We start from the raw sequence: 22,528 nt of genomic DNA on the forward strand, positions 1-22,528 counted from the left end.
TTTGCCCATAAAAACAACAATCAACTGCATAGGAACAATCGTATGTCAGGGTCTCCTCATTCTGCGCACGCCCTCGAGGCGAGTGGCGGGTTGGCCATCGAAGGCCACTCGATCGATTACATTCCGGAAAACGAACGTCACGCCAAGCTCAGCAGCCAAGGCCCTTTCTGGTTTTTGGGCAACTTCCACTTCTTCACCATCTCCATCGGCTTTGTCGGCCCAAGCCTCGGATTGTCGGCGCTGTGGACGATGCTGGCCGGTGCGCTCGGGATCATGTTCGGCACGATCTTCATGGCCTTTCACGGCTCGCAAGGTCCCGAAATGGGCCTCCCGCAAATGATCCAGTCCCGCGCCCAGTTCGGTTATCGCGGTGTGATCCTGGCCTTGATGGCGACGATGTTTGTGTTCGTCGGCTTCAACGTGGTGAACATCTCGCTGATCATGAACGGCCTCGAACACGTCTTTGGCATCGACCCGACCATCGTCGCCGTTGCGGTGGTGCTGATTGGTGCGCTGCTGTCGATCTACGGCCACGACCTGATGCACAAAGCCTTCAAATGGGCGTTGCTGGCGACCTTACCGCTGTATGCGCTGGTCACCATCGCCTTGATGTTCGGCGCCGGCCAAGAGGGCGTCGCCCCGGCGACCGATTTGGGCTTCAACTGGGTAGCATTCGCCACGCTGTTTGCCATCGGCGCGAGCTACAACATTTCCTATGCGCCCTATGTCTCCGACTATTCCCGCTACCTGCCGAAAAACACCAGCCGACCAAAACTGATCGCCGCCATCTTCATCGGCGCATCGTTGTCGGGCGGCTGGATGATCGGCCTCGGCGCCTGGCTCGCGCAGCAGTTAAAAGCGGCGGATGCGCTGGTGGCGCTTAACCAGGTCGGATCGTCGATGATCCCGGGCTTGGGCAATGTGCTGGTCATCGTCTCGGTGGCGGGCTTCCTGCCGATCATCGCGCTCAACACCTACAGCGCGATGCTGACGTTATTGACGGGCGTCGACTCGATCAAAAAGATCACGCCGACACCCCGCGCCCGGGTCATGTCGATCTCCGCGATCAGCCTCATCCTGTTGACCTGCGTGCTCTCGATCAAAGGCGACGGCATCGCGCTGTTGAACACCTTCCTCGTGCTGCTGTTGTACTTCCTCGTGCCCTGGACCGCGGTCAATCTGGTCGACTACTTTTTCGTGCGCAAAGGCCGCTACGCGATCCCGCACTTCTTCACGCCGAAGGGCATCTATGGCGCCTGGCAATTCCGCGGGATCGTCTCGTACCTGATCGGCTTTGCCGCAATGGTGCCATTCTTCTACATCTTCGATGCCGCCGCCGGCAAAGAAGTGTTCGTCGGACCACTGGCGCGCATGCTCGAAGGCGTGGACATCGCCTGGCTGGTGGGCCTGGTGGTTTCAGGCCTGACGTATTACCTGCTCAGCCGTTCGATCGACCTCGAATACGAACGCCGAATCATCGACTCCATCACCGAGAGCGACATTGTTTCCATGGCGCATCAACCAGTGGAGGAGGGACGTTGAACAGCGTGAAAAATACCGTGGTCGCCTGCTGCCAGGTGGCACCGAAAATAGGCGACCTCGCTTACAACCGGACCCTGACAGAACGTGCGATTCGCTCGGCGGCGTTGCAAGGTGCCCAAGTGGTGGTGCTGCCTGAACTGGTGCAGAGCGGCTACCTGTTTGCTGACCATGACGAAGCGTTGTCCTTGTCCGAAACAACCGACGGACCAACCTTGCGTCTGTGGACGGCGCTGGCGAAGGAATTGAACGTCGTTGTAGTGGGCGGATTCTGCGAGCGACTGCAAGGCGATGAACTGGCCAACAGCGCGGCGATGATCGATCCCCAGGGCCTGCGCGCCGTGTACCGCAAAGCACACCTGTGGGACGCCGAGAGCGAAATCTTCAGCCCCGGCAACGACGCGCCGCCAGTGGTCGAAACGGTCCATGGACGGATCGGCATGCTGATTTGCTACGACCTGGAGTTTCCGGAATGGGTGCGCCTGCCGGCACTGGCCGGCGCAGAGTTGCTCTGCGCGCCCGTCAATTGGCCCGATGGACCGAGGCCGCCAACTGAGCGTCCGGCGGAAGTGGTGCGGGTTCAGGCTAATGCGTCGGTGAACCGGATGTTCATTGCCGCGTGTGATCGGCATGGGCATGAGCGTGGGGTTGGTTGGGTGCAGGGTTCGGTGATTGTTGATGCGGATGGTTATCCGCTGGCAGGGCCGGCGGAGCAGGGTGGGGAGCAGATTTTGTTGGCGACGCTTAACCTTGCTGAGGCGCGGAATAAGCGGATTAGTGCGCGTAACGATTTGCATCGGGATCGGCGGTTGGGGTTGTATGGATGTGTTGAGGGGTGAAGCGGTATCCCGTTCCTGTTTTGGCATATCAGATGCCGAGGTAGGGAGGGGGCGACTTCTACTTTTTTGTGTAAACCGCTCATGAGTTTTTTAGCGACGTACTGTTCAGGGGCGGGATCTGCCTTACTGCCCACACATCTTCTGGCCGATTTCTGCCTGATACGAAGGACAGAAATCGGCCAATACCTGCCATTAGCTTCGGCAATTTAGGCCTATTCTAAATTGCCTCACTAACCAAAGGACACAGGATGCTCATCGTCTTCAGCGGCCTACCCGGTACGGGAAAAACGACTATCGCAAATGACCTTGCCGTCAGAACAAGTGCCGTGTATCTGCGGATCGATACGATTGAGCAGGCTATCCGAAACTCCGGCGTTCTGGAGAGAGATGTCGGGCGAAGCGGTTATATGGTCGCTAATGAGCTTGCTCTCAGCAATCTTCGTTTCGGAAGCACTGTGGTAGTCGACTGTGTTAATCCAGTCATGGAAAGCCGAAATGCGTGGACCGAAGTCGCTACACGCTCGGGTGCTCTTTTAGTGAATATCCAGGTGGTTTGCTCTGATAAATATGAGCACCGCCGACGGGTAGAAACCAGGAAGATTGATATTCCTGGGCTGACGCCACCAACTTGGCAGTCTGTGTTGGATCATGAGTATGAGCCGTGGGATAACTCTACGTTTGATATAGATACTGCCCTGACGTCTCCGGCGGAGGCAGTGGCAATGATTACTAAACGTTTCTTAATCGAGGAATAGCTTCAGCCAAATGCCCAACGTCGCAAGGGGTGATCACCAGACGCTTACTGCTTTTGACATACGCTTGTGGTCGTGAGCGGCTGCTTTCGGCCGAGGCTGTGTAAAAACGTTTTTCAGCGCGACAGATACTCAAAACCGGACTGGAAATCGCGCTTCTACGCAAAATCCACATCTGCTGACGTGCCGATAAATTTCAGATTTAACGTAGACGCGCACATCTCAATTTTAGCGAAGCGTTTTTACACACTCTGGGCCAAAAGCTGTCATTCCGCGTCGGTTGTTTTCGACCCAGGCTGTGTGAAAACGTTTTAGAGCAAGTTATAGCCAGAATCGGAACGAAACTCGCGTTCCTACGTAAACTTCAGGTCTGCCGACTACTGGCAGATTTACGTAGCAATGCAGACTTCAAAACGGTGGATGCGTTCTAACACAGCCTGGGTCGATTGCTGCCCTTCAAGATGGACACCAATCGGCCAGAAGCGCACGCATAGATTTATCGAGGCCAGCGCGACTCACGCGGGGCCATTAGGAGGCCTCTCTGATCATTTTGAGCGGCCCGCAAATTTCTGAATCAGATGAGTCGAGCCAGAGACGATGAGTAAATCGCCTGGCAGGATCAGGGTGCTCGGCGTGGCATGCTGGAAGTCTTCGTTGGCGCGCTTGAGCCCTACGACCGTTACGCCATATTTTTCACGAATATTGGCGTCGGCAAGTGTGTTGTTTTGAGTCGGCAGCGGGGCGTGAATTTTGGCGATTGCAAAGCCGTCATCAAACTCGATGAAATCAATCATCCGCCCGGAAATGAGGTGCGCGACACGTTCCCCCATATCCGCCTCCGGGTAGACAACATGATGGGCGCCAATACGCTGAGCAAGATGTCCATGTTCGGCAGTCAGTGCTTTGACCCAGATATCCTTGATGCCCAGTTCGGTCAACGCCATGATGGTCATCAGGCTGGCTGCCAAATCGGTACCGATCCCCACGATGGCATGGGCAAAGTCGGCAACGCCCAGTTGGCGCAAGACCATGAGGTTGGTGGAGTCGGCCTGGACTGTATGAGTCAAGAGATCCGCCCAGTCATGGACAGGTTCAGCATCCCTGTCGATGCCCATGACGTCATGGCCCAACCGCATCAACGATTGGGCCACAGAGCTGCCGAAGCGGCCGAGGCCGATCACCACAACGCTATCGCCTTTGGAAAAAGAAAACTGCTCTGTAAACAGAAATTTAGCCAACAATTGGATGCTCCTCTGGATAGCGATAGGGCATGCGGTGCTCGCCCAGGGCCAGTGACGCTGCAAGCGTGATGGTGCCGACCCGCCCGACATACATCAGCAGAGTCAGCATCAATTGGCTCGACTCAGGAAGATTGCCAGTGATTCCGGTGGAAAGGCCGACTGTGCCAAACGCAGAGATGACTTCGAATATGACCTGGTCGGTGGGGAAATCAGTCTCGCGCAAGATAACCAGCGTCCCCAACACAATCATGGCACTGGCAAGCACGAGCACCGTGATGGCTTGGCGTTGTGCTGAGGCGCCGACTCTCCGGCCAAATGCCTCACTGTCACTGTGGCCTCGAATTTCAGCAATAATCAGTATGGCGAGGATGGCGGCGGTACCGACTTTGACACCACCAGCGGTTCCCGCACTACCGCCCCCCACAAACATCAGTAAGTAGTGCATTGCCCAACTTTCTTGGGTCAGCGCGCCGACATCAACAGAGTTAAACCCGGCTGTACGTGCAGAAACAGAAGCAAATGCCGCCGAGAGAACTTTATCGGCAAACGGCATGGGGCCGAGTGTTGCCGAGTTGGACCACTCAAACACCAGCAAAGTAAAAAAACCGCCCAGCAGCAGTATTGTCGTACCAATCAAAGTGAGCTTGGTATGCAGAGACCAATGGCGGGGATCGTTAAATCTGCTACGCAAGTCATGCAGGACGGGAAAGCCGATGCCACCGATAACAATCGCGGTCATGACCGGTAGCAAGATAGATGCGTCGGTGGCATAGCGCATCAGGCTGTCCGGATGGATGGAGAAGCCCGCATTATTGAATGCCGATACGGCATGAAACAGACCGCTCCACGCTGCTTCAGCCCATGACAGGTCATAGGCCAGATGTAATCGGAGGGTGAGCGACAGGGCAATAATGAGCTCCAGGGCAAACGTCACCACAAGCACGAGTTTGGCCACACTGGCAATGTCGCCCATCCCCAATGAGCGTGACTCGAACTGGGCGACCATTTTGGTGCGTAGACGAAAGGAGCTATTGACCATCAAGCCCAGCAAGGTCGCCACAGTCATCATGCCGAAGCCGCCTAGCTGGAACAGCAGCAGAATCACCGACTGACCGAAGGTTGACCAGTAAGTGCCGGTGTCCACTACTACCAGACCGGTAACGCATACGGCCGATACCGCTGTAAAGAATGCAGTCACCCAGGGCGCAGCAGTACCTCCGGCGTGGGATATCGGGAGCATCAGAAGGGCGCTGCCGACGAGTATTGCGGCCAGAAAAACCAGAGCGACAGCCCTGGCTGGATGAAGCAATGATTTCATTTAACGGTCGCCAGCAAGGTCGGGAGGCACGGGCGAGAGCGTATGCGCATCAAGGGCCTCTCAAAATAGGTACAACGGTAGCTCACAGGCACGGTACATTCAGCCGTGTTCCAGAGCATAACCCTGATGCTGGGCGCGAACCCGGGAGCAAGAGGCTCTTTTCTGCGAGAGCCAATTCAGGTGCCGGATGCTACCCCAGATTCAATACCTACATGTATTGCACGGCTGAATGTGGGGCGAAAATTTACTATTTTTTTACGCGCCGTCGGTCCCTTTGTATCAGAGCTTTATGTCAATCACTCAAAAAAGGTGCTAGCCATGTGGAAAGCCCGGGGCCGGAAACGCGGATGACAACAAGCTCATAAATATTTGATTTATCTAGGTTTTACGGTTTTTTTTGGACTTCCCTGGAAGACAAAATGGTGGGCGGGGTAATCTGAACCTACTTTTATCATATTGATTTTTATAGTTGGAATACCAACTGGAATACCTTGCGAAATTACACTCCACTTGACCGCCCGCTTGAACTCAATCTGACAACCAATAGCATCAAAGCTGACCAGCTTGCTTTGTATCCATTATCAGCAGTGAATTGCGCATAGCTGCCGGTGGCGACAGGCTGGAATTGGCCGATAGCTGACTGATTCAAGAGAGCACGTTGCTTTCACACTTGCGACGGTCATCTTGTAAATTCGGCAGTGGCTTCCTGAGTTTTTTCGAAGCTTCCACCGCCTGTAGGAAGTGCGTATCAGCTTTTTCAACAACTCTAGAGGGTGCGTGTTTAAACGCCCTCAAGGTTACGTCCTGAAAGCTACAAAACCTTGCGCCGTTGCCTACGGCTGCACCAGAATCCGCCGGCTTGTGCGCTTTTGGGACGCTCGGTAACTTGATTCGTGTCACTGCCCTTCAGTGATCGGGTTTAGCAGCCCGTCGTGACGAAGCGCATCTGCATCCAGACAGTCAGGTCATTTCATGCCTGCACTTTATGGTAGCTGTGCGCAGGGCGCCCTCGGGCGCGCCGGAGTTCGTCTCTGCCGGTCTGCTAACCTGCACACAGCTGCCACCTTACGTTTAGCAGCGTTCGGTGATGGCTCCATATGTTGGAGACAGAAATATGTTTAAGGCCACACCGAATCCACCAGACACCGATCCAGTTTCCCCCTACGAACCCGATTCAAAAAAACTCAACGAAGCCGCCGAACGCGCCCTCGACTTCCACTTCCCATCAAACGCCGATATCAAAGCCGCCCCGCGTACCTCCAGCAAGCTGTTTTCCGTGGACCCAGAAGCCACTGCCGAAACCCTGGCAGTTTTCTTGGTCGAGACGCTGGCGTCGGTCGATGTGATGGTTCATCAGTTGGTGGATCATTTGGAGGGGGGGTCGCGTTATGCCTTGCTGGGCATTTCAAACAGCATCATGGTGGCGGAAATTACGGCGAACCGGGTGTTGGATAGGGTTGAGCCGTCTAAGTAGTCGCTGACCTGTGGCGAGGGGGATTGCTTCGACTGGATAGCGGGGCGGGCCTAACAGATGGGCCTGCTGCGCAGGCCAGCGGGAGCAAGCTCCCTCGCCACAGGTTGTTTGTTGTTTGTGCTATTTGTGTTCGTAAAAAACGGGACGCTTGGCGTCCCGTTTTTTGGTGGTGGTATCAGCCTCCAGCGCGTTTATTCAACGCCTCTACCGCAGCAGCGCCTGCGCGAGCCAGCAGTCAAGTAGCGGCAAGCCCTCCATCAATCAGGTAGATCGCGAAGGAAAACGTCACGATCGACAGCACGGTGCTGACCAGAATGGAGGTCGCTGCTTCGCTTTGATAGGCGCCGGTCTGGTTCGCAAACATCGCCGGGATCGTCGCCGATGGAAGGGCGCAAAGCAGGATCATCTGTTGTGCGTACAGGCCATGAGTGCCGAGCAGTACCGTGGCGCCGAACATTAACACCGGGTGAATGAGCAGCTTGAGCCCAAGGTTGCCCCAGACTTCACCGGACATTTTCAGTTTCTCCGACGACATGATCAGTCCCAGGCACAGCAGGGATACACCCGGCGTGGCCTTGCCGAGAAGGGTGAAAGACTCCGCCGCAAGCGCAGGCAACTCGACCTGCAGCACGGAAAGCAGAATCCCCAAGGCCGGCGCCCACATCAGCGGACGACGTACCGCCCCTGAAAGGCTCGACAAAAACGCCTGGCCGCCACTGGCCTTTCCATCGGCGATGGTGAGCAACATGGTCGTCAGTGGGATCATCACCAGGCTCGCGACCAGGTTCAGCACCAGCACCGAATAGATGCTGCCCGCGCCGTACATTGCACCCAGGATCGGGATGCCCATGAAGGCGGCGTCGGGATAACCGTTCACGAAGCCCTTGAGCGTTGCCACCTTGAGATCGCGAGTGCTGAACCAGCCGATTGCCAGCGCTATCGTGTACATGCCCATGATGCCGATGAACGTCGCCACGATGAACTTGAAGTCGAAGAGCTGTTCACGGGGCGTGCTCGCCATCCCGACAAAAAGCAACGCCGGGAATATCCAGCCCAGCACCAGCCGGCTGATCAGCAGGCTGTCCGAATGGGTCAGCCGTCCGCGCTTGCCGGCGATGTAGCCCAGCGCGATCACAAAGGCGACGGGCAAGATGGGTCCTACGATCCTGTCTAACATGTCATCAATCCTCGTATTTATTTTTATCAAGAATGTCGTCATGGCTGATCGAGGCCGACACGTCGGCGTCGATCAACGCTGCAATGAACCAGCGGCTTATGGGGTCAAGGTTTGAAGCGGTAGTCCCGGATGACGTCCTGGTCCGGCTCGATGCCGAGCCCCGGCCCTTGAGGTACGTCGATGCGTCCGTCACGCGGAATGATGGCGTCGCCATAGAGTTGCGCTTCGAGATCGAAGTAACGCCATTCGACCAGTGACTTGGCGCCGCCCAGGGCCGCACTTCCATGCACCGCCGCCAGCAGGCCGGGGCCGTCATAAAAGGCGTGGACCATCACGGTGACGCCATGGGCGTTGGCCAGTGCATAGACTTTTTGCAGTTCGGTGATGCCGCCCATTTTGGCGGGGCTCGGCTGCACGAAATCCACCGCGCCGGCCTCAAGCAGGTGCTGGAAGTCCATGAGCGTCGAGGCATTCTCGCCAGCCGCAACCGGGATGCCGCCGTGCGCGCGCACCCTTGCCAGCCCCGAGTAGTCTTCCGGCGGCCACACCGGTTCTTCGATCCAGCGCAGGTTCAACGGGCGAAGTTTTTCGGTCATGTCCAGCGCTTCGCGCACCGTCCACGGAGCGTTGACGTCGAGGGTGATTTCCACGCCGGGACCGGCGGCTTCGCACGCAGCGCGGATGACGTCGATATCCACTTCGTGCAGCTTGAGGTGACGGAAACCGCTGTTGACTGCGCGCTGCACATTGACGCGGATGAGTTCGGGATCGGCATACCGGATCAGGCTTGCATACGCCGCAAGAGACGTGGCCTCACTGCCGCCCAGCAACTGGTAGATCGGTTTTTCGGCGGTTTTGCCCGCGATGTCCCACAGCGCGATGTCAATCGCCGAGAGGCCATAGATGAACGCGCCGCTGCGACCGAAAACATGAAACTTCTTCTGCAGATCGCCCTGTAATTTCTCCCGTCGAGTGACATCGCTGCCAATCAGTTCAGGCGCAAGGATGGTGTCGATCACCACTTTTACCGCAGGGATCGCGGTGAAGCCGAAGGTTTCGCCCCAGCCAACGATGCCGTCATCGGTAGTGATCTTGACCACGAGAGAGTCGACCATTTGCAGGTCTTTCGGCCCCCAGACCCCGCCGGCCGACGGGCCACCCGTGGTGAAGGGAATACGAAGCGGAATGGTTTCAATGCTGGCAATTTTCATAGGATTGCGCCTCAGGCGGGTTGCGAAGCTGGCACGGCGATTTTTTTATTCGTCCGTGCCAGGTTGAGGGCAACGTACATCACATCCTGTTGTCCTTCAACAGAACAGCTGCGCCATTTCGGCAGATTTTGAACTGCTCTTTCTATAAGTAATTGTTTTAATTGAATAATGTGTTTTGTGCGTTCAGCGAATTTCAGTTTCAACTGTCAGGAACAAGTCTTCTGATGTAGATTAAGAAGACAAGTGAGGGGAGAAAAAAGAATGAGTGAAATGAATGTGCAACCCGTAACCCGCCGACCTCATCTGGCCGAGCACATCGCCCGCTCGCTGAGCGACGAGATTGCTTCCGGGCGGCTGCGGCCGGGAGACCGTTTGCCCACTGAACAGTTTCTCTCGCAGAACTTCGGCGTCAGCCGCAACGTGGTGCGCGAGGGCATCGCCACGCTGCGGGCGCAGGGGCTGATTCAGTCTCGCCAGGGCGTAGGTGTGTTCGTCTCCGCCACCTCCCAAGCGTCAGAGCCTTTGGCACCACAGGCGAGTGCGCCGATGCTGGACGGTGACAACACCATCCGAAACATGTTTGAAGTGCGGGCCGTCCTGGAAAGCCAGGCCGCCGCGCTCACCGCGTCGCACATGACTCCGGCCAAGCTGAAAGTCATTCAGGCCGCGGTCCTGCGCATGCAATACGAAGGCGAACCGACCCTGGAAACCGTCAACGCCGACCTCGATTTTCACAGGGCCGTTGCGGCAGCGTCGGGCAACGATTATCTCGAGACGATGATTCGCACAGTGCTCGAGCCAATGCGCGCACTGATCACCATGAACTTCGCGCGGCGAGGCCCGGTGTTCAGCAACATTCCGCATGCAGCGCGCGGGGAGCATGAAGAACTCGTGCAGGCGTTTATCGATCGAAATGCGACGGCGGCACGCCAGATCATGGGGGAACATATCGTCAACGCAGCCTCGCGATTCGGCTACGAAATCACATTTTTCTGATGGTTTGAGTCGAGCGGATCTTGTTTCGTTGTTCTACAACCTGGTCAGGTTGTTCCTTTGGCCTTCCGAGCATCTCGAACACGTCTGTTCCATCAGGAGAGAAGGCGAGGGAATAAGGATGACTTGTCTCTGGTCAGGCACTCGGCACTCCTGTACCAGACGCAAACATCGGCAAGCGTTGCAACATCCAGTTCAGCAGCTCTTGAGCAGGGGCGGCCAACGGTCGGCCGGACTTCACCAACAGTTTTGCTTCAACCCCAAGAAACAACGGATGGTCGATCGGCACCGCCGCCAGGCTGCCATTAGCGATTTCCCGATAGGCCGCGAATTCACCGAGCAACGAAGCAAAACCGCCGTCCTCCACCATGCGCTTGAGCGCCGCGAGGGAGTTGCTGACGAGTACCGGGCGGATCTCGATTTTCTCGGCATACTCGAGCATCTTGATCGCATGACCGATACCGAACGTCGTGGGCGTCAGGACCAGTTGGCAGGCGAGGATATCCTCGACGGTTGCCGCCGCGCCCCGCGATGCCAGCGGATGATCCGGGCGAACCAACAGCATCACTGGTTGCGAAAACGTCGCGCGGTAGTCGATGTGCGGATGCGGCGGCGGATTGTACGCAAGGCCGATGTGCGCACGGTTTTCGGCGACTTCGTTGAGGACATCGTCGACGGGCAGGATGTCCAGCCGCACATCAAGTTTGGGGTACTGCTTGCAGAACGGCGCGAGCACGTTGTCGACCAACGCATCGACATAGCCCTCGCTGATGACGACGCGCACATGGCCTTGCTGCAGGCCCTTGATCGCTTGCAACTGATCTTCGAGTTTCTCTTGGTGCGATCGATAGCCGCGCCAGAACTCCAGTAGGTGCGCCGCAGCCTCGGTGGGCTGAACGCCCCGTGCCTGGCGCTCGAACAGTTTTGCGCCGATTTCCTCTTCCAGCAGCTTGATCTGGCGCGTGATCACTGAGGGCGACGTATTGATGTTGTCGGCCGCGCCACGAATCGATCCGTGAGTCAGCACCTCATGAAAATACCGAAGCCGTTGTTGATTGATTTCGCGCATGCCAGGAACTCTCTCCAGAGATGTAGCGTTGCCTATAAAGCAACACTACACGAACTTAGTTGCTCTTGCTGGTCCTGAGGTGCCGGTGCAACATTCTTTGGCACGAACGCGGACCAACAAGAATAACGGGAGATTCGCATGTCAATTCTTCAGGCGCAGGCACGAAGTGATGCCCTTTCAGCCCTTTACCGCAAACTCAACTGGCGGCTGCTGCCGCTGCTGTTCATCTGTTACGTATTTGCGTATCTGGACCGGATCAACGTCGGCTTCGCCAAACTGCAGATGCAAAATGACCTTGGGCTTTCCGATGCGGCCTATGGCGCGGGCGCCGGTATTTTCTTTCTGGGGTATGTGTTGTTCGAGTTGCCGAGCAACCTGATGCTGCCGAAGGTCGGCGCACGGAAAACCTTCAGCCGTATTCTGGTGTGTTGGGGCATCACCTCGGCCTGCATGTTGTTCGTGCGCAACGTGCCGATGTTTTACGCCATGCGCTTTCTGCTGGGTGTGTTCGAAGCCGGTTTTGCACCGGCATGATTTATTACCTGTCCTGCTGGTACGGTCCCAAGCGTATGGCGCGGGCCATTGCGATCGTGTTTATCGCTGGCCCCATTGGCGGCATTGTGGGTGGCCCCCTGTCTGCGTGGTTGATCACCACGTTCGAAGGCGTTGGCGGTCTGGCCGGCTGGCAGTGGATGTTTTTGATTGAAGGCTTGCCGTGCGTTTTCCTCGGTGTGCTGACTTATTTCATCCTTTCCAATCGACCCGCTGAGGCGCGCTGGCTGAGCCATGAAGAGAAGGGCTTGCTGGCCAGTGAGCTGGGTGAATCGACCGGGCGCGTCTATTCGTTCCGTGCGGTGTTGCGCGACCCGAAAATCTACATTCTCGCCAGCGCCTATTTCTGCATCATCTTCTCGATCTACGCCATGAGTTTCTGGCTGCCGGCAATCCTCAAGGCCCAGGGCGTCAACGACACCATGCAACTGGGCTGGTACGCCGCGATTCCCTATGTCGCCGCCGCTTGCGGCATGTACTGGATAGGGCGCCGATCCGACCGTGTCGGTGAAAGGCGCTATCACTGCGCAGTGCCTGCGGGGATCGGCGCGATCCTGCTGCTTCTGTACCCCTTTGCCGACGGCAACCTGACGGCCGCGTTGGCACTGCTGACCCTGGCAACCGCCATGATGTTCATGGCCTACACCGTGTTGTGGGCGATGCCCTCCGAACACATCAAGGGCGAGGCGGCGGCAGGCGGTATTGCCTTGATCAATACCATCGGTCTTTCCGGCGGCTTCTGGGGGCCGGCCATAATCGGCTGGGCAAAAACCGCAACCGGCAGCGCGAATCTTGGCATCGTTATCGTGGGTGGCGTATTTCTGTGCGCAGCGTTGGTGATCCTGTCGACCAAGCCGAAAACGCGTGACGGCGCGGTGCCTGAATACAGTGCGGGTTGATCTGTCACCTCCCGCGTTCTATGTCATGTTCCGCAAGGAACCCTTTAAAAGAGAGAACTCAAATGCTTTTACACCTGTCGACCTGGGCCGAGATCGGCCAATTTCTTCAACGCAGCCGCACCATCGTGATCCCGATCGGTTCGAACGAACAACACGGTCCTACCGGTCTTCTGGGGACCGACTGGATGTGCCCGGAAATCATTGCCGGTGAAGCGCAAAAAAACGCAGACATCCTGATTGCACCGACCTTCAATATCGGCATGGCCCAGCACCATCTTGGGTTCCCTGGAACCATCTCGCTGCGTCCGTCGACCTTCATTGCGGCGATTGGCGATTGGGTGCGCTCGCTGGCCGCTCACGGGTTTGAAAAAATCCTCTTCCTCAATGGACACGGTGGCAACGTTGCATCGATTGAGGCGGCGTTCTCTGAGCTCTACGCCGAAGCCAGCTTCGCTCGACGCCCAGCAGGGTTCGCGCTGAAGTTGTGCAATTGGTGGGACCTTGAGGGGGTAGGGGAGCTTGCGCGCGAGCAGTTCCCTACGGGGCACGGCGTTCACGCCACGCCGTCCGAGATCGCGGTCACACAATGGGCCTACCCGGACTCGATCAAATCGGCTGAATACTCGCCGCAGATCGCCCCCTGGGGCCCGATCCGCGAAGCGATGGACTTCCGCGCACGCCATCCTGATGGCCGCATGGGCTCGGACCCGGCGCTGGCGACGCCAGAAAAAGGTCGTGACCTGGTCATGCTGGCAGCACAGAGCCTGGTGCGGGAGTTGGACGCTTTCAGCCGCGAATCAATGCCTGGCTAAACCATCGCATCAAGTCTTTTCCATTGGCCAACGCCCGGTATTTCCGGGCGTTGGCACGTCCTGTTTGAGGAAATCCCTATGATCGTTGATACGGAGGGTTATCCATGCCCCGGAGTTTGCACCGAGAAAATTTCAACCACAGGCCTAGCACTTCAGCGACAGCAAGTCCCCACTATTGATTACTCGGTGTAATAAGTGAAATTCAATTCAGGGGCTCTATCACTGTCTGCTCTAGTAATAAGATGGCGCCAACAAACCATTGCTACTGGATAATCGCGTGAAAAAAACCATTATTGCCGCCCTGCTAACCGCTGCCGCTAACTATGCCAACGCCGGCACGGTATTGGTTGTACTGTCGGATCAGGCTCAACTGGACCTGAAAGACGGCAAGGTCATGCAAACAGGCTTCTTCCTGAACGAATTAATGCAACCGGTGCAGACCTTCATCGAGGCGGGTCAAACCGTCGTATTTGCCACCCCTAGCGGCAAGGCGCCAACCGCGGACCAGAAATCCAATGATGTGAGCTTCTGGGGCGGCGATGAAAAGGCCCGTCAGGAAAGTCTTGCGCTGCTGGACACGCTGAAGCTGACCTCGAAGAGCGGCTCGCCGGCAATCAGCTTCGCGCAGGTTCAGAAAATCGGCTACGACAAGTTCGATGCCGTATTCGTGCCTGGCGGCCATATCCCGATGCAGGATCTGCTGAAGGACAAGCAACTGGGCCAACTGCTGACCAACTTCCATGAAAAAGGCAAGGTCACCGGCTTCACCTGCCATGGCACCATAGCCATGTTGTCGGCGATCCCGGACGCGCACGGTTTTGTCTCCGCGCTGGAATCGGGCAAACAGCCGGCAGCGCCAGCCAATTGGATTTACAAGGGCTACAAAGTCACCGCCTTCACCGACGCGGAAGAGGAGCAGGCCAAAGGTTTCCTCGGCGGCGGCCATATGAAACTGTTCCCGCAGGATGGCCTGACGGCAGCCGGTGCTAACTTCTCCGAAGCCAAGCCATGGAGCGAGAACGTGATCGAAGACCGAGAAGTCATTTCCGGCCAGAACCCACAATCGGCCAAGGCAGTCGCCGTAGCCATGCTGGCGAAACTGAAGTAATTCTGGGCGGCCGTCCCGGGCAATCCGGGCCGTAGGTGCTGGGGGTCGATCTGCTTTGGCTCCAGCACCACCGTCTATCCCTTGGTATTGGGCCTCGTACCCAGTACCGGATTGGTCCGAGCCGAAGTCAAGATGTGATCGATAATCTGCCAAGTCGCATCTCACCTGCCTACTTATATGCGTTCGACCTGACCAATTATTTGCATTGCACCTGACTAACCAGATACCAAAGTCGTAAGCGACCGGAATCGACCCGGTGAGGCTGGTGACAGACAGAAATCGGCCATAACCGGCCGCTCGAAAGACGCCTGAGAACATCAAGTCGGAGCTTCGGATGATGTGTTTCTGCTTTGATCATGAGCCAATACAAAACCTCGCGCTGTCAGCCTGGCAGTTAGGAAGCTTAATGCTCGACGGAAGACCGGATGACAGTCGGCATACGGCAAATTATCGAGCGGAGCCCAAAAAAAGCTGAAGGTATGGCCATGGTCATCGAGCGTGTGATGAGTCCATTGCTCCGGCAAGGATGCCCGCGTGAAACACAGCTGGAATGACCATATCTGGTCGAGATGCCCGGCGTCCCAGCAGCCCATTTGCTGACAACCGAGGCGGCTATGCCTGATTCTTCGCTTAATTCGCGCAGAGCGGTCTCAGCTGGAGTTTCACCTTTCTCGATTGTCCCTTTGACCAGTTGTACGCCTGCTATTGGATGGCGGAACAGAAGGATGTGTGCACCAGGAATGCTGGAGAGGATGACGGGGCAAGCCTTGTTCGGTGACATGGCGATTTCCTTATCGACAACGAAGCACACATCTTGCGACCTTAGCCTCGATGTTCAGCTTGAATAAAGCGCTTCATGGGCAATCCTTGCGATGAAATCCTCAGAAATCATAGAAGGGTTCTCGACAATGTTTTGTTCACGATTTCAGCCAAAAATATATCCTACACTTGATCTATTCTGGATCGTGACAACAGACGCAAAGCTTGTTTCCTTCAGGGTCTCGAAAGTACGCCCCATAAAAATTCGGGTGGTATTCGGGTCGCAGGCCCGGAGTGCCTTCGCATGTTCCATCCAATACCAACGCCAAAGCATGGGCGTTGTGTACGATCTGTCGATTAGGTGCTAGCAGAGCAATCATTTGCCCATTTCCTAGCGTCGTAGATTCGCCGTCGAACGGTTTGCCCACCACGAAAAGAGGGCGTGCAGTGTCGGGGTGTTTCCAGCCAGCCCATGGGCGTTCAAGGTCTGTGAACTTGAGATCAAGTCCGAGTATCTGCATGACCCCTTGATAAAACACAAGTGCTCTATTGAAGTCATTCACTCCGATGAATACATGTGAAATCATTTTTGTCCTAAAAAGAGGAAGCCTTCTCGCACCATACCAAGAATTTTCAGGCTGTTTTTAATTCCTAACCTGAAACATACTCCGTCGACCTTGGAAGCTGTTTTTACACAAACTGGGCCGATTGCTGCCTGTTGTGAAGGGCTGCTATCGACCCAGGCTGTGTGAAAGCACAAGCAGCATTTTGAAGTCCTCGCCTTTACGTAAAATCTGCCAGCGTTCGGTCAGTCGGCGAACTTGGAGTTTGCTCAGAAACGCGATGTCCACTCCGATTACAATCGCCGCCGCTGATCGAAAGCGTTTTTCGATTGGTACCCTGTACCTATTCCCGAAGCTGCTTGCGTTACATCCGGCCATCGAGAATGGGTCCCAGGCCTAGTTTCTGAAACGAGCCCGAAACCCTCTCTCTAAAAATAAGCCGCTCTCCATAAAATGATACGTGTGCCGACTACATCGGAGGACGTTGCAATTTGACCCACTCCTGTACGGTTGGTCGTTGCCATTGGCGCTGCGCGTACTCCACCAGCGCGGGTGGTACGGAGTCACCATTGAATATCAGCCGGTTGAGCATCAAGGCCAGATCCACATCGGCGATCGACCATTGGCCGAACAGGTACTCGGGGCTGTCGGCCAGTAGCGTTTGTGCGGCACCGAACAGCTTGCGCGCTGCCGACTCGGCAGCTGGCGACAAGGGGTTTGATTTGAGTCCATAAAACACAACCAATGTGGATCGTTCCTGCCGAATGGGCAGCAGGTCACTTCGCACCCATGCCTGGACTTGTCGTGCCTTTGCATGCTGCATCAGGTCTTGTGGGTAAACCGGCGCCTGGGGGAAAACGTCTTCTAGGTACTCAGTGATCGCCGACGATTCAGATAAGGCGAAGTCGCCGTGCACAAGTGTGGGTACCCGCTGGGTCTGCGAGAGGCTGGCATAGTCCTCTGACTGGTTTTCGGATGCGTCGAGGTCTAGCGGGATCATTTCAAATTCGATGCCCTTTTCGCGGAGTACCACGAAAGCCGACATGGCATAGGGGCTGGAAAATTGAGAGTCAACGTACAAGCGCAGGCGGGAATTATTCACAGGGTCATCTCCTTATGCAGAAGGAGGCACGCTACGAGATCCACAGTGATAAATAAAATTCATGATTTTCATGGGCGTATTCCTGACCGGAATACCTTGTTGCCGCCCGCCCTCGTCTGGCTTCCTTCAGATTGGGCGCGCTCGGTTTTGAGGGTGTTTACCCCGCCACGACAGGTCGCCCGGCTTATCATTCAGCGGTCGTGCTGAAGATCTGTCTCACGGCTATCTCAATCGGATTCAGTCCAGCCGCCAGCTTGAACGGGAGGCCGAGCGCAACCCACGGGGACCAGAGCCCCCTGAGTCGGTCCACGCATCCACATACCGGTCTGAATGGTCTGCGTGGACCAATCGGGTACTTCTTTTTCCAACCCCTCAGGTGAGCTGCGCAAGTTCTAGCGTTTAATTCATCCAGCGAGATTTCACACAGCCTTGGCCGATTGCTGCCCATCGCCAAGGGTTGCTCTGGGTCGAATAGCGACCACCACTCATTGTGACTGATCCACCCTTGTCCTCCCTGAGCGTGGAGGACAAGCCATGAACACTATTGCTACATACAGCCATCAGCCTTGGAACAAGGGAAAGATTGTCGGGCAGAAAGCCCCATTGCGGCAAAAGATTTGTAGGTTGAGCCCGCCAGACACGTCGATGATCTAGAATCGCTCTTGGAAATAAAAGGCGAAGGGAGACGCTGATGAGATTTGAGCTAGATCGATATAATGGAGTCGTGATCGATCCGACTTCACTGCCGGCAGACATTAATAATCTGATCATTGATCTCGAAGAATTAATCACCTATTTGATTCGGCAGCGAAAATCGCTTGCCTGGATCTCAGTCCCGATCGCGTCCGCAGCAAGCATTCCTCTTTTCATCAATGCAGGCTTTACGTTCCATAGCTGCCTGCGAGATGAGCTGACTTTGGTTCGACAACCGGAATATCCAACCTTCGTACCGTTTGTGCCAACACATACCATTGGTGCAGGTGCAATCGTTCTGAGCGACACAAACGAAATTTTGGTCGTGAAAGAACGGGGTAGCAAAGGATTCAAGCTGCCCGGCGGTCACGTCGAAGCAACGGAACGAATTCAAGATTCAATCCAGCGAGAAGTGCTGGAAGAAACAGGAATCGATGCAAAATTTGAGTCAATTGTCGGTTTTACGTCCAAACACCCCTATCAGTTTGGCAAATCCAACCTCCATTTCATCTGCCAGATGAGAGCCTTGACGCATGCTATTAACATCTTGGACGTTGATGAGATCGAGGACGCAAAATGGATTTCGCTGAACGCGTACATTTCGGACCCCACCAACAGCCTCTCAAATCGCGAGATGATTAGCCGTGTTGCTTTCAGCTCAGGGCTGATGGCAACGGACGTTTCAGGGAATAACGGACCGCACCGCAAACATGAAATTTTTATGGCCGTGCCTGCGGTCGTGGCCCATCTTTAACGCCGTTCTCAGAGTGCTCATATCAAATATGACCGCTTTGGGTCGTTCATTTGTGTCTATAAAATCCAGGGACCATTCGGCGAATAGTAGCGGGAGTAAAAGGTGCTTTCAGACAGCTTGCGGAATGTGAACCAGCAAATCGAAAAAACTATCGCTGCAATTCGAGACAAATGCATCGCATCTGATGAAGTCGTCGTAGCTGATTACTTAAAGCAGTACGAGGCAAGCTTGGCGCTAATCGGTACTGGCTCAAAACAAAAGCTGGAGGCGAGCTTGAAGGGGCTCTTGAACTGCACGCGAGGCTACCTGGAAACCATCAGTCATTATGATCAGGAATTTCTCGGTGAAATGTGTGAGACGGAACGACTGATCAAGCAGCTGCTGAAGGACAAACTGCTGTGAGTTGGTGAAAAAGCCTGACATCTACCAAAAAAATATCTTCCCAAGTACGGGCTTATTGGCGGGGAAGACCGTCCGCTTCTGGCCGAAAGCGGTCCTTTCTGATGGGTGTTTTTTGGCCGAAGGGGGGTAGCTTGCACTGGTTTGTAGACCCGTACGCGAGTAGACCGGCAGGCTCGAAAGCGCCCTGTGCATGACAACCATCAAACCGGGTTGAATGAACGCCCCAACGGTGTGTTGCCTCCCTTTTTGTATATCGCAGGGCCAATCAATCTCATCTTCCCCACAGCAACCTTTCAACCTCATCAAATTTGCCGGCGACCTTCAAATAAGTCTCAGCCCATCCACTACTCATGCCCAGCTCCTGCAACGGTCCGGTGGGCGCAAACAACACGGCGACGTTCAACCGCTCAGGCAAGGTACCGGTTTTTAATGAGTGGATCAGGGCGTGTAGTTCAGCTTTCGCCTTGAACTCATCAGCCCAATACGACCAGCAGAAATCATTTCCCGGAATCGACACCAGTTCAACAGCGGCCTCAAGTATGAGGATGAGAGACTCGACAGCGGAATTACACTCCGCTGTTCCCTGGAGTAAGCGATGCAGGTGGCGGGTTTCCATGGGGTATTCCAGGACAGTTTGGACGATAAAAAGTGGGCGAAACATGATCAAACCACCGTGGGCCGCAACTCCTGCGCCAGTTCAATCAGTGCGCGCAATCGCGCCGGCACGAAGCGATGGCCCGAGTAGTAGAGCCTCAACCCGCCAAACGACGGGCACCACGGCATCAACACCGGCACCAGGGCGCCGCTCGCCAGTTCTTCCTGGATGAACCACTCGGAAATGAAACCAATGCCAAGGCCCAACACCACGGCCTGTTTGATGGCCAGCACTTCGTTGGAGGCGAAGCGCACCGGCAGATCCATCTGCACCTTCTGGCCATCGCGCTCCAATTCCCACTGGTAGAGGCCACCATGGGCCATGCGCATGCCGATGCTCCGGTGGGTGAGTAGATCTCGCGGATGCTCGGGCACGCCGTGGCGTTCGAGGTACTCGGGCGTTGCTACCACGAGCATCCGGATGTCACCTGACAGTGCCACGGCAATCATGTCTTGCGGCACAGACTCTGCCAAGCGAATCCCGGCGTCGAAGCCACCGGCGATGATGTCGACCATGCTTGATTCGCTGACGATGTCGATGCGCACTTCGGGATAGCGCTGAGCGTACTGCTTCAATAGCGGATCCAACAGCAGGTAGGCCGCGCCATGCGGTGCATTGATGCGCAATGTGCCGCTGGGTTCATCGGGGCCGACGCTGGCTTCTTCGCCGGCACTTTTGATCTGCGCCAACGCAGGTGCGATGCGTGCCACATAGCGTTGCCCGATGTCGGTGAGGGCCACGCTGCGCGTGGAGCGATTGAACAGGCGCACTTTCAGGCGTGCTTCCAGGCTGGCCACCGCGCTGCTCACGGCGGTAGTGGACATGCCCAACTCCTGTGCTGCGCCGCGAAAACTGCTGCGGCGCGCAACGGCCAGAACCACTTCCAGCTCGGTCATTCCTGTTCTGTGCATGGATTGTCCTGAATATAAGGATGCTTCATAAGCCAAAGGATGGCTTATCGGAATAATGAACCCTTCTTAGACTTCATCACAGAGGCTCGATTCAGGCGAGTCATTTTGAGCGAGGAGTCGCCATGCAACGCAATGAACATATCTACATCAACGGCGAGTTCGTCATTCCACACGGTCAGGAATGGTTCGACCTTCATAACCCGAGCACCGAGAAAGTCATTGGTCAGGTTCGATTGGGCGATGCACTGGACGCTCAGCGTGCCATCGCAGCAGCCAAGGCTGCGTTCCCGGCGTGGGCTCGTACAAGCAGGGAAGAACGAATTTCGGCATTGCAACGCATGCACCAGGCCGTGGCGGCAAAGGAGGAAGAGCTGCTGGAAGCCATCCTCACGGAATACGGTGCGCCTGCGGCTCGCGGGCGCTCGATGGCGACTTATCCGGCCGACGTGATCGCGCAAGCAATCGGTGCCCTGCAGGCGTTCGATTTCGAGGAGCAGGTCGGTATGGCCAGGGTCATTCTCACGCCCGTGGGCGTTGCCGGTCTGATCACCCCCTGGAACAGCAATGCGGGCTTCATCTGCAACAAGCTGGCCACCGCGCTGGCAGCAGGCTGCACTGCCGTCATCAAGCCAAGCGAGATGAGCGCGTTACAGACGCAGGTCGTGGTCAGGGCATTGCATGAGGCGGGTCTGCCACCGGGTGTATTCAATATCGTCAACGGACGAGGCGATGTAGTAGGTGAGGAAATCGCCCGTCATCCCGACGTTGCCAAAATCTCGTTCACGGGCTCGTCCGCTGTCGGTCAGCATCTGGTAAGAACCGGTGCCGACACCATGAAGCGCGTGACGCTCGAGCTCGGCGGCAAGTCGCCCACCGTGGTGCTTGACGATGCGGATTTCCAGGCAGTCATGCCGCTGGTGCTGCAAGCCGGATTTCTCAACAGCGGCCAGGCTTGCATCGCCGGCACTCGTATCCTCGTGTCGCGCAGCCGGTTGGCAGAGTTCGAGCGGATTGCGAAGGAGGGTGTCTCACAGATTCAATCGGGCGATCCACGCAACGTCGACACCGACATCGGTCCGATGGTGAGCCAGAAACAATGGGAACGGGTGCAGCGCTACATCCGTACCGGCCAGGAAGAAGGCGCGAGGTTGTTGGCGGGTGGCGAAGGTCGACCGGAAGGCTTGCATGCCGGATGGTTCGTGAAGCCCACGATCTTCACTGATGCCCACAACCGGATGCGCATCGCGCGTGAGGAAATCTTCGGGCCCGTGTTGACGATCATCCCCTACGAGGATGATGCCGATGCGATCAGCATTGCCAACGATACGGACTACGGTCTGAGCGCCCTGGTGCTGGGGAAAAACTCCGAACGTTGTATGAACGTCGCCCGTCAGATCGATGCGGGACGCGTGCTCATCAACACCCTGGCCCACGAACCGCGTGCCCCCTTCGGTGGATTCAAGCATTCAGGCCTTGGGCGCGAAATGGGCAGGTGGGGGATGAGCGCGTATTTGGAGCCGAAGACGTTGATCAGGTATGACCCGTTGAAATGACTGGGTTCTATCCCGGCAGCCGTAGAGCTCGTTCTCCTTGCCGCCTCGTTTGTGACACAAAACGCCGTTCGCGAATTTCCGTCGCCTTACGCACCGGTGGCGATCATCCAGACGGCTCTTCAATAATGGGGAACAATATGACTTGGCTCAGT

At 56.1% G+C, this 22,528-nt stretch carries 19 protein-coding genes and 4 pseudogenes; 13 read left to right on the forward strand and 10 right to left on the reverse strand.

All coding sequences use genetic code 11. The features are described 5' to 3' along the window. Nucleotides 1–42: 42 nt before the first annotated feature. From DJ564_RS12475 to DJ564_RS12485, 3 genes are all read left to right on the forward strand, one after another. Nucleotides 43–1,542, forward strand: a complete 1,500-nt coding sequence (locus tag DJ564_RS12475) for a cytosine permease (protein ID WP_109629513.1) — start codon at nt 43–45, stop codon at nt 1,540–1,542. Continuing rightward, on the forward strand, nt 1,539–2,378 hold the full coding sequence (locus DJ564_RS12480) for a nitrilase family protein (RefSeq protein WP_109629516.1): 840 nt from the start codon (nt 1,539–1,541) through the stop codon (nt 2,376–2,378). Before DJ564_RS12475 ends, DJ564_RS12480 begins: the two co-directional genes overlap by 4 nt. A 248-nt stretch (nt 2,379–2,626) precedes the next feature. Beyond that, nucleotides 2,627–3,133: an AAA family ATPase gene (locus tag DJ564_RS12485; protein WP_109629519.1), complete on the forward strand. Its 507-nt coding sequence runs from the start codon at nt 2,627–2,629 to the stop codon at nt 3,131–3,133. A 542-nt stretch (nt 3,134–3,675) separates the two neighbouring features. Here the strand turns inward: DJ564_RS12485 and DJ564_RS12490 are convergent. Together DJ564_RS12490 and DJ564_RS12495 are read right to left on the reverse strand one after the other, a co-directional pair. Then, the gene (locus tag DJ564_RS12490; RefSeq protein WP_178082293.1) at nt 3,676–4,371 is read right to left on the reverse strand and encodes a TrkA family potassium uptake protein; all 696 of its coding nucleotides are present in this window, start codon (nt 4,369–4,371) and stop codon (nt 3,676–3,678) included. Continuing rightward, nucleotides 4,361–5,689, reverse strand: a complete 1,329-nt coding sequence (locus tag DJ564_RS12495; protein WP_109629522.1) for a TrkH family potassium uptake protein — start codon at nt 5,687–5,689, stop codon at nt 4,361–4,363. The genes DJ564_RS12490 and DJ564_RS12495 overlap by 11 nt, the downstream gene beginning before the upstream one ends. A 1,114-nt stretch (nt 5,690–6,803) precedes the next feature. On the opposite strand from DJ564_RS12495, the gene DJ564_RS12500 reads away from it, so the two are divergent. Beyond that, nucleotides 6,804–7,163 carry a DUF6124 family protein gene (locus DJ564_RS12500; protein ID WP_109629526.1) on the forward strand — a complete coding sequence of 120 codons (360 nt, stop codon included), beginning with the start codon at nt 6,804–6,806 and terminating at the stop codon, nt 7,161–7,163. Nucleotides 7,164–7,398: 235 nt separating this feature from the next. On the opposite strand, the gene DJ564_RS12505 is transcribed toward DJ564_RS12500, so the two are convergent. The 3 genes from DJ564_RS12505 to DJ564_RS31980 all read right to left on the reverse strand — a co-directional run bounded on the left by DJ564_RS12505 (nt 7,399) and on the right by DJ564_RS31980 (nt 9,754). Next, nucleotides 7,399–8,382, reverse strand: a complete 984-nt coding sequence (locus DJ564_RS12505; RefSeq protein ID WP_371922064.1) for an AEC family transporter — start codon at nt 8,380–8,382, stop codon at nt 7,399–7,401. A 62-nt stretch (nt 8,383–8,444) separates the two neighbouring features. After that, the gene (locus DJ564_RS12510) at nt 8,445–9,551 is read right to left on the reverse strand and encodes a mandelate racemase/muconate lactonizing enzyme family protein (RefSeq protein ID WP_109629531.1); all 1,107 of its coding nucleotides are present in this window, start codon (nt 9,549–9,551) and stop codon (nt 8,445–8,447) included. Between the two features lie 11 nt (nt 9,552–9,562). Further along, the gene (locus DJ564_RS31980) at nt 9,563–9,754 is read right to left on the reverse strand and encodes a hypothetical protein (RefSeq protein WP_162556199.1); all 192 of its coding nucleotides are present in this window, start codon (nt 9,752–9,754) and stop codon (nt 9,563–9,565) included. Between the two features lie 58 nt (nt 9,755–9,812). Between DJ564_RS31980 and DJ564_RS12515 the strand changes: the two genes are divergently transcribed. Further along, nucleotides 9,813–10,547: a FadR/GntR family transcriptional regulator gene (locus DJ564_RS12515; protein ID WP_010458990.1), complete on the forward strand. Its 735-nt coding sequence runs from the start codon at nt 9,813–9,815 to the stop codon at nt 10,545–10,547. A 133-nt stretch (nt 10,548–10,680) separates the two neighbouring features. Here the strand turns inward: DJ564_RS12515 and DJ564_RS12520 are convergent, their stop codons facing one another. Then, a complete protein-coding gene (locus DJ564_RS12520) occupies nt 10,681–11,613 on the reverse strand; it encodes a LysR family transcriptional regulator (protein ID WP_109629534.1) in 933 nt (310 codons plus the stop codon). 138 nt (nt 11,614–11,751) lie between these two features. Here DJ564_RS12520 and DJ564_RS12525 point away from each other — a divergent pair. From DJ564_RS12525 to DJ564_RS12535, 3 genes and pseudogenes are all read left to right on the forward strand, one after another. Continuing rightward, nucleotides 11,752–13,064 (forward strand): annotated as a pseudogene (locus DJ564_RS12525) (MFS transporter). A 62-nt stretch (nt 13,065–13,126) separates the two neighbouring features. Beyond that, the gene (locus DJ564_RS12530; protein ID WP_109629537.1) at nt 13,127–13,876 is read left to right on the forward strand and encodes a creatininase family protein; all 750 of its coding nucleotides are present in this window, start codon (nt 13,127–13,129) and stop codon (nt 13,874–13,876) included. A 277-nt stretch (nt 13,877–14,153) separates the two neighbouring features. Beyond that, nucleotides 14,154–14,984, forward strand: a complete 831-nt coding sequence (locus DJ564_RS12535) for a type 1 glutamine amidotransferase domain-containing protein (protein ID WP_109629539.1) — start codon at nt 14,154–14,156, stop codon at nt 14,982–14,984. A 317-nt stretch (nt 14,985–15,301) separates the two neighbouring features. Here the strand turns inward: DJ564_RS12535 and DJ564_RS12540 are convergent. Together DJ564_RS12540 and yfcF are read right to left on the reverse strand one after the other, a co-directional pair. Further along, nucleotides 15,302–15,765 (reverse strand): annotated as a pseudogene (locus DJ564_RS12540) (NUDIX domain-containing protein). 1,010 nt (nt 15,766–16,775) lie between these two features. Next, nucleotides 16,776–17,408, reverse strand: coding sequence for a glutathione transferase (yfcF, locus tag DJ564_RS12550; RefSeq protein ID WP_109629543.1), 633 nt, complete (start codon nt 17,406–17,408; stop codon nt 16,776–16,778). Between the two features lie 131 nt (nt 17,409–17,539). On the opposite strand from yfcF, the pseudogene DJ564_RS12555 reads away from it, so the two are divergent. The 4 genes and pseudogenes from DJ564_RS12555 to DJ564_RS12565 all read left to right on the forward strand — a co-directional run. Continuing rightward, nucleotides 17,540–17,685, forward strand: a pseudogene (locus DJ564_RS12555) (transposase); the annotation flags it as partial. A gap of 257 nt (nt 17,686–17,942) precedes the next feature. Further along, nucleotides 17,943–18,023: pseudogene (locus tag DJ564_RS32775) on the forward strand (integrase); the annotation flags it as partial. Between the two features lie 76 nt (nt 18,024–18,099). Beyond that, the gene (locus tag DJ564_RS12560) at nt 18,100–18,855 is read left to right on the forward strand and encodes an NUDIX domain-containing protein (protein WP_109629545.1); all 756 of its coding nucleotides are present in this window, start codon (nt 18,100–18,102) and stop codon (nt 18,853–18,855) included. A gap of 102 nt (nt 18,856–18,957) precedes the next feature. Further along, nucleotides 18,958–19,257, forward strand: coding sequence for a hypothetical protein (locus DJ564_RS12565; protein WP_109629548.1), 300 nt, complete (start codon nt 18,958–18,960; stop codon nt 19,255–19,257). A gap of 271 nt (nt 19,258–19,528) precedes the next feature. Here DJ564_RS12565 and DJ564_RS12570 read toward each other — a convergent pair whose 3' ends face one another. Both DJ564_RS12570 and DJ564_RS12575 read right to left on the reverse strand, forming a co-directional pair. Next, nucleotides 19,529–19,873: a hypothetical protein gene (locus DJ564_RS12570; RefSeq protein ID WP_109636014.1), complete on the reverse strand. Its 345-nt coding sequence runs from the start codon at nt 19,871–19,873 to the stop codon at nt 19,529–19,531. A 47-nt stretch (nt 19,874–19,920) separates the two neighbouring features. Further along, nucleotides 19,921–20,823: a LysR family transcriptional regulator gene (locus tag DJ564_RS12575; RefSeq protein WP_178082294.1), complete on the reverse strand. Its 903-nt coding sequence runs from the start codon at nt 20,821–20,823 to the stop codon at nt 19,921–19,923. A 122-nt stretch (nt 20,824–20,945) separates the two neighbouring features. On the opposite strand from DJ564_RS12575, the gene DJ564_RS12580 reads away from it, so the two are divergent. After that, complete coding sequence (locus DJ564_RS12580; RefSeq protein ID WP_109629554.1) at nt 20,946–22,376, forward strand: aldehyde dehydrogenase family protein; 1,431 nt, start codon at nt 20,946–20,948, stop codon at nt 22,374–22,376. Nucleotides 22,377–22,528: the final 152 nt, after the last annotated feature.

Origin of the sequence: Pseudomonas sp. 31-12 (assembly GCF_003151075.1) — a bacterium.
Lineage (GTDB): Bacteria > Pseudomonadota > Gammaproteobacteria > Pseudomonadales > Pseudomonadaceae > Aquipseudomonas.

Excerpts from the sequence above, each read along its gene's own strand:
- DJ564_RS12505 (WP_371922064.1), bottom strand. The coding sequence starts at position 8,382 with ATGACGACATTCTTGATAAAAATAAATACGAGGATTGATGACATGTTA.
- DJ564_RS12530 (WP_109629537.1), top strand. The coding sequence starts at position 13,127 with ATGCTTTTACACCTGTCGACCTGGGCCGAGATCGGCCAATTTCTTCAA.
- DJ564_RS12570 (WP_109636014.1), bottom strand. The coding sequence starts at position 19,873 with ATGGAAACCCGCCACCTGCATCGCTTACTCCAGGGAACAGCGGAGTGT.
- DJ564_RS12575 (WP_178082294.1), bottom strand. The coding sequence starts at position 20,823 with ATGCACAGAACAGGAATGACCGAGCTGGAAGTGGTTCTGGCCGTTGCG.
- DJ564_RS12560 (WP_109629545.1), top strand. The coding sequence starts at position 18,100 with ATGAGATTTGAGCTAGATCGATATAATGGAGTCGTGATCGATCCGACT.
- DJ564_RS12500 (WP_109629526.1), top strand. The coding sequence starts at position 6,804 with ATGTTTAAGGCCACACCGAATCCACCAGACACCGATCCAGTTTCCCCC.
- DJ564_RS12495 (WP_109629522.1), bottom strand. The coding sequence starts at position 5,689 with ATGAAATCATTGCTTCATCCAGCCAGGGCTGTCGCTCTGGTTTTTCTG.
- DJ564_RS12485 (WP_109629519.1), top strand. The coding sequence starts at position 2,627 with ATGCTCATCGTCTTCAGCGGCCTACCCGGTACGGGAAAAACGACTATC.
- DJ564_RS12475 (WP_109629513.1), top strand. The coding sequence starts at position 43 with ATGTCAGGGTCTCCTCATTCTGCGCACGCCCTCGAGGCGAGTGGCGGG.
- DJ564_RS12510 (WP_109629531.1), bottom strand. The coding sequence starts at position 9,551 with ATGAAAATTGCCAGCATTGAAACCATTCCGCTTCGTATTCCCTTCACC.
- DJ564_RS12520 (WP_109629534.1), bottom strand. The coding sequence starts at position 11,613 with ATGCGCGAAATCAATCAACAACGGCTTCGGTATTTTCATGAGGTGCTG.
- DJ564_RS12515 (WP_010458990.1), top strand. The coding sequence starts at position 9,813 with ATGAGTGAAATGAATGTGCAACCCGTAACCCGCCGACCTCATCTGGCC.
- DJ564_RS12580 (WP_109629554.1), top strand. The coding sequence starts at position 20,946 with ATGCAACGCAATGAACATATCTACATCAACGGCGAGTTCGTCATTCCA.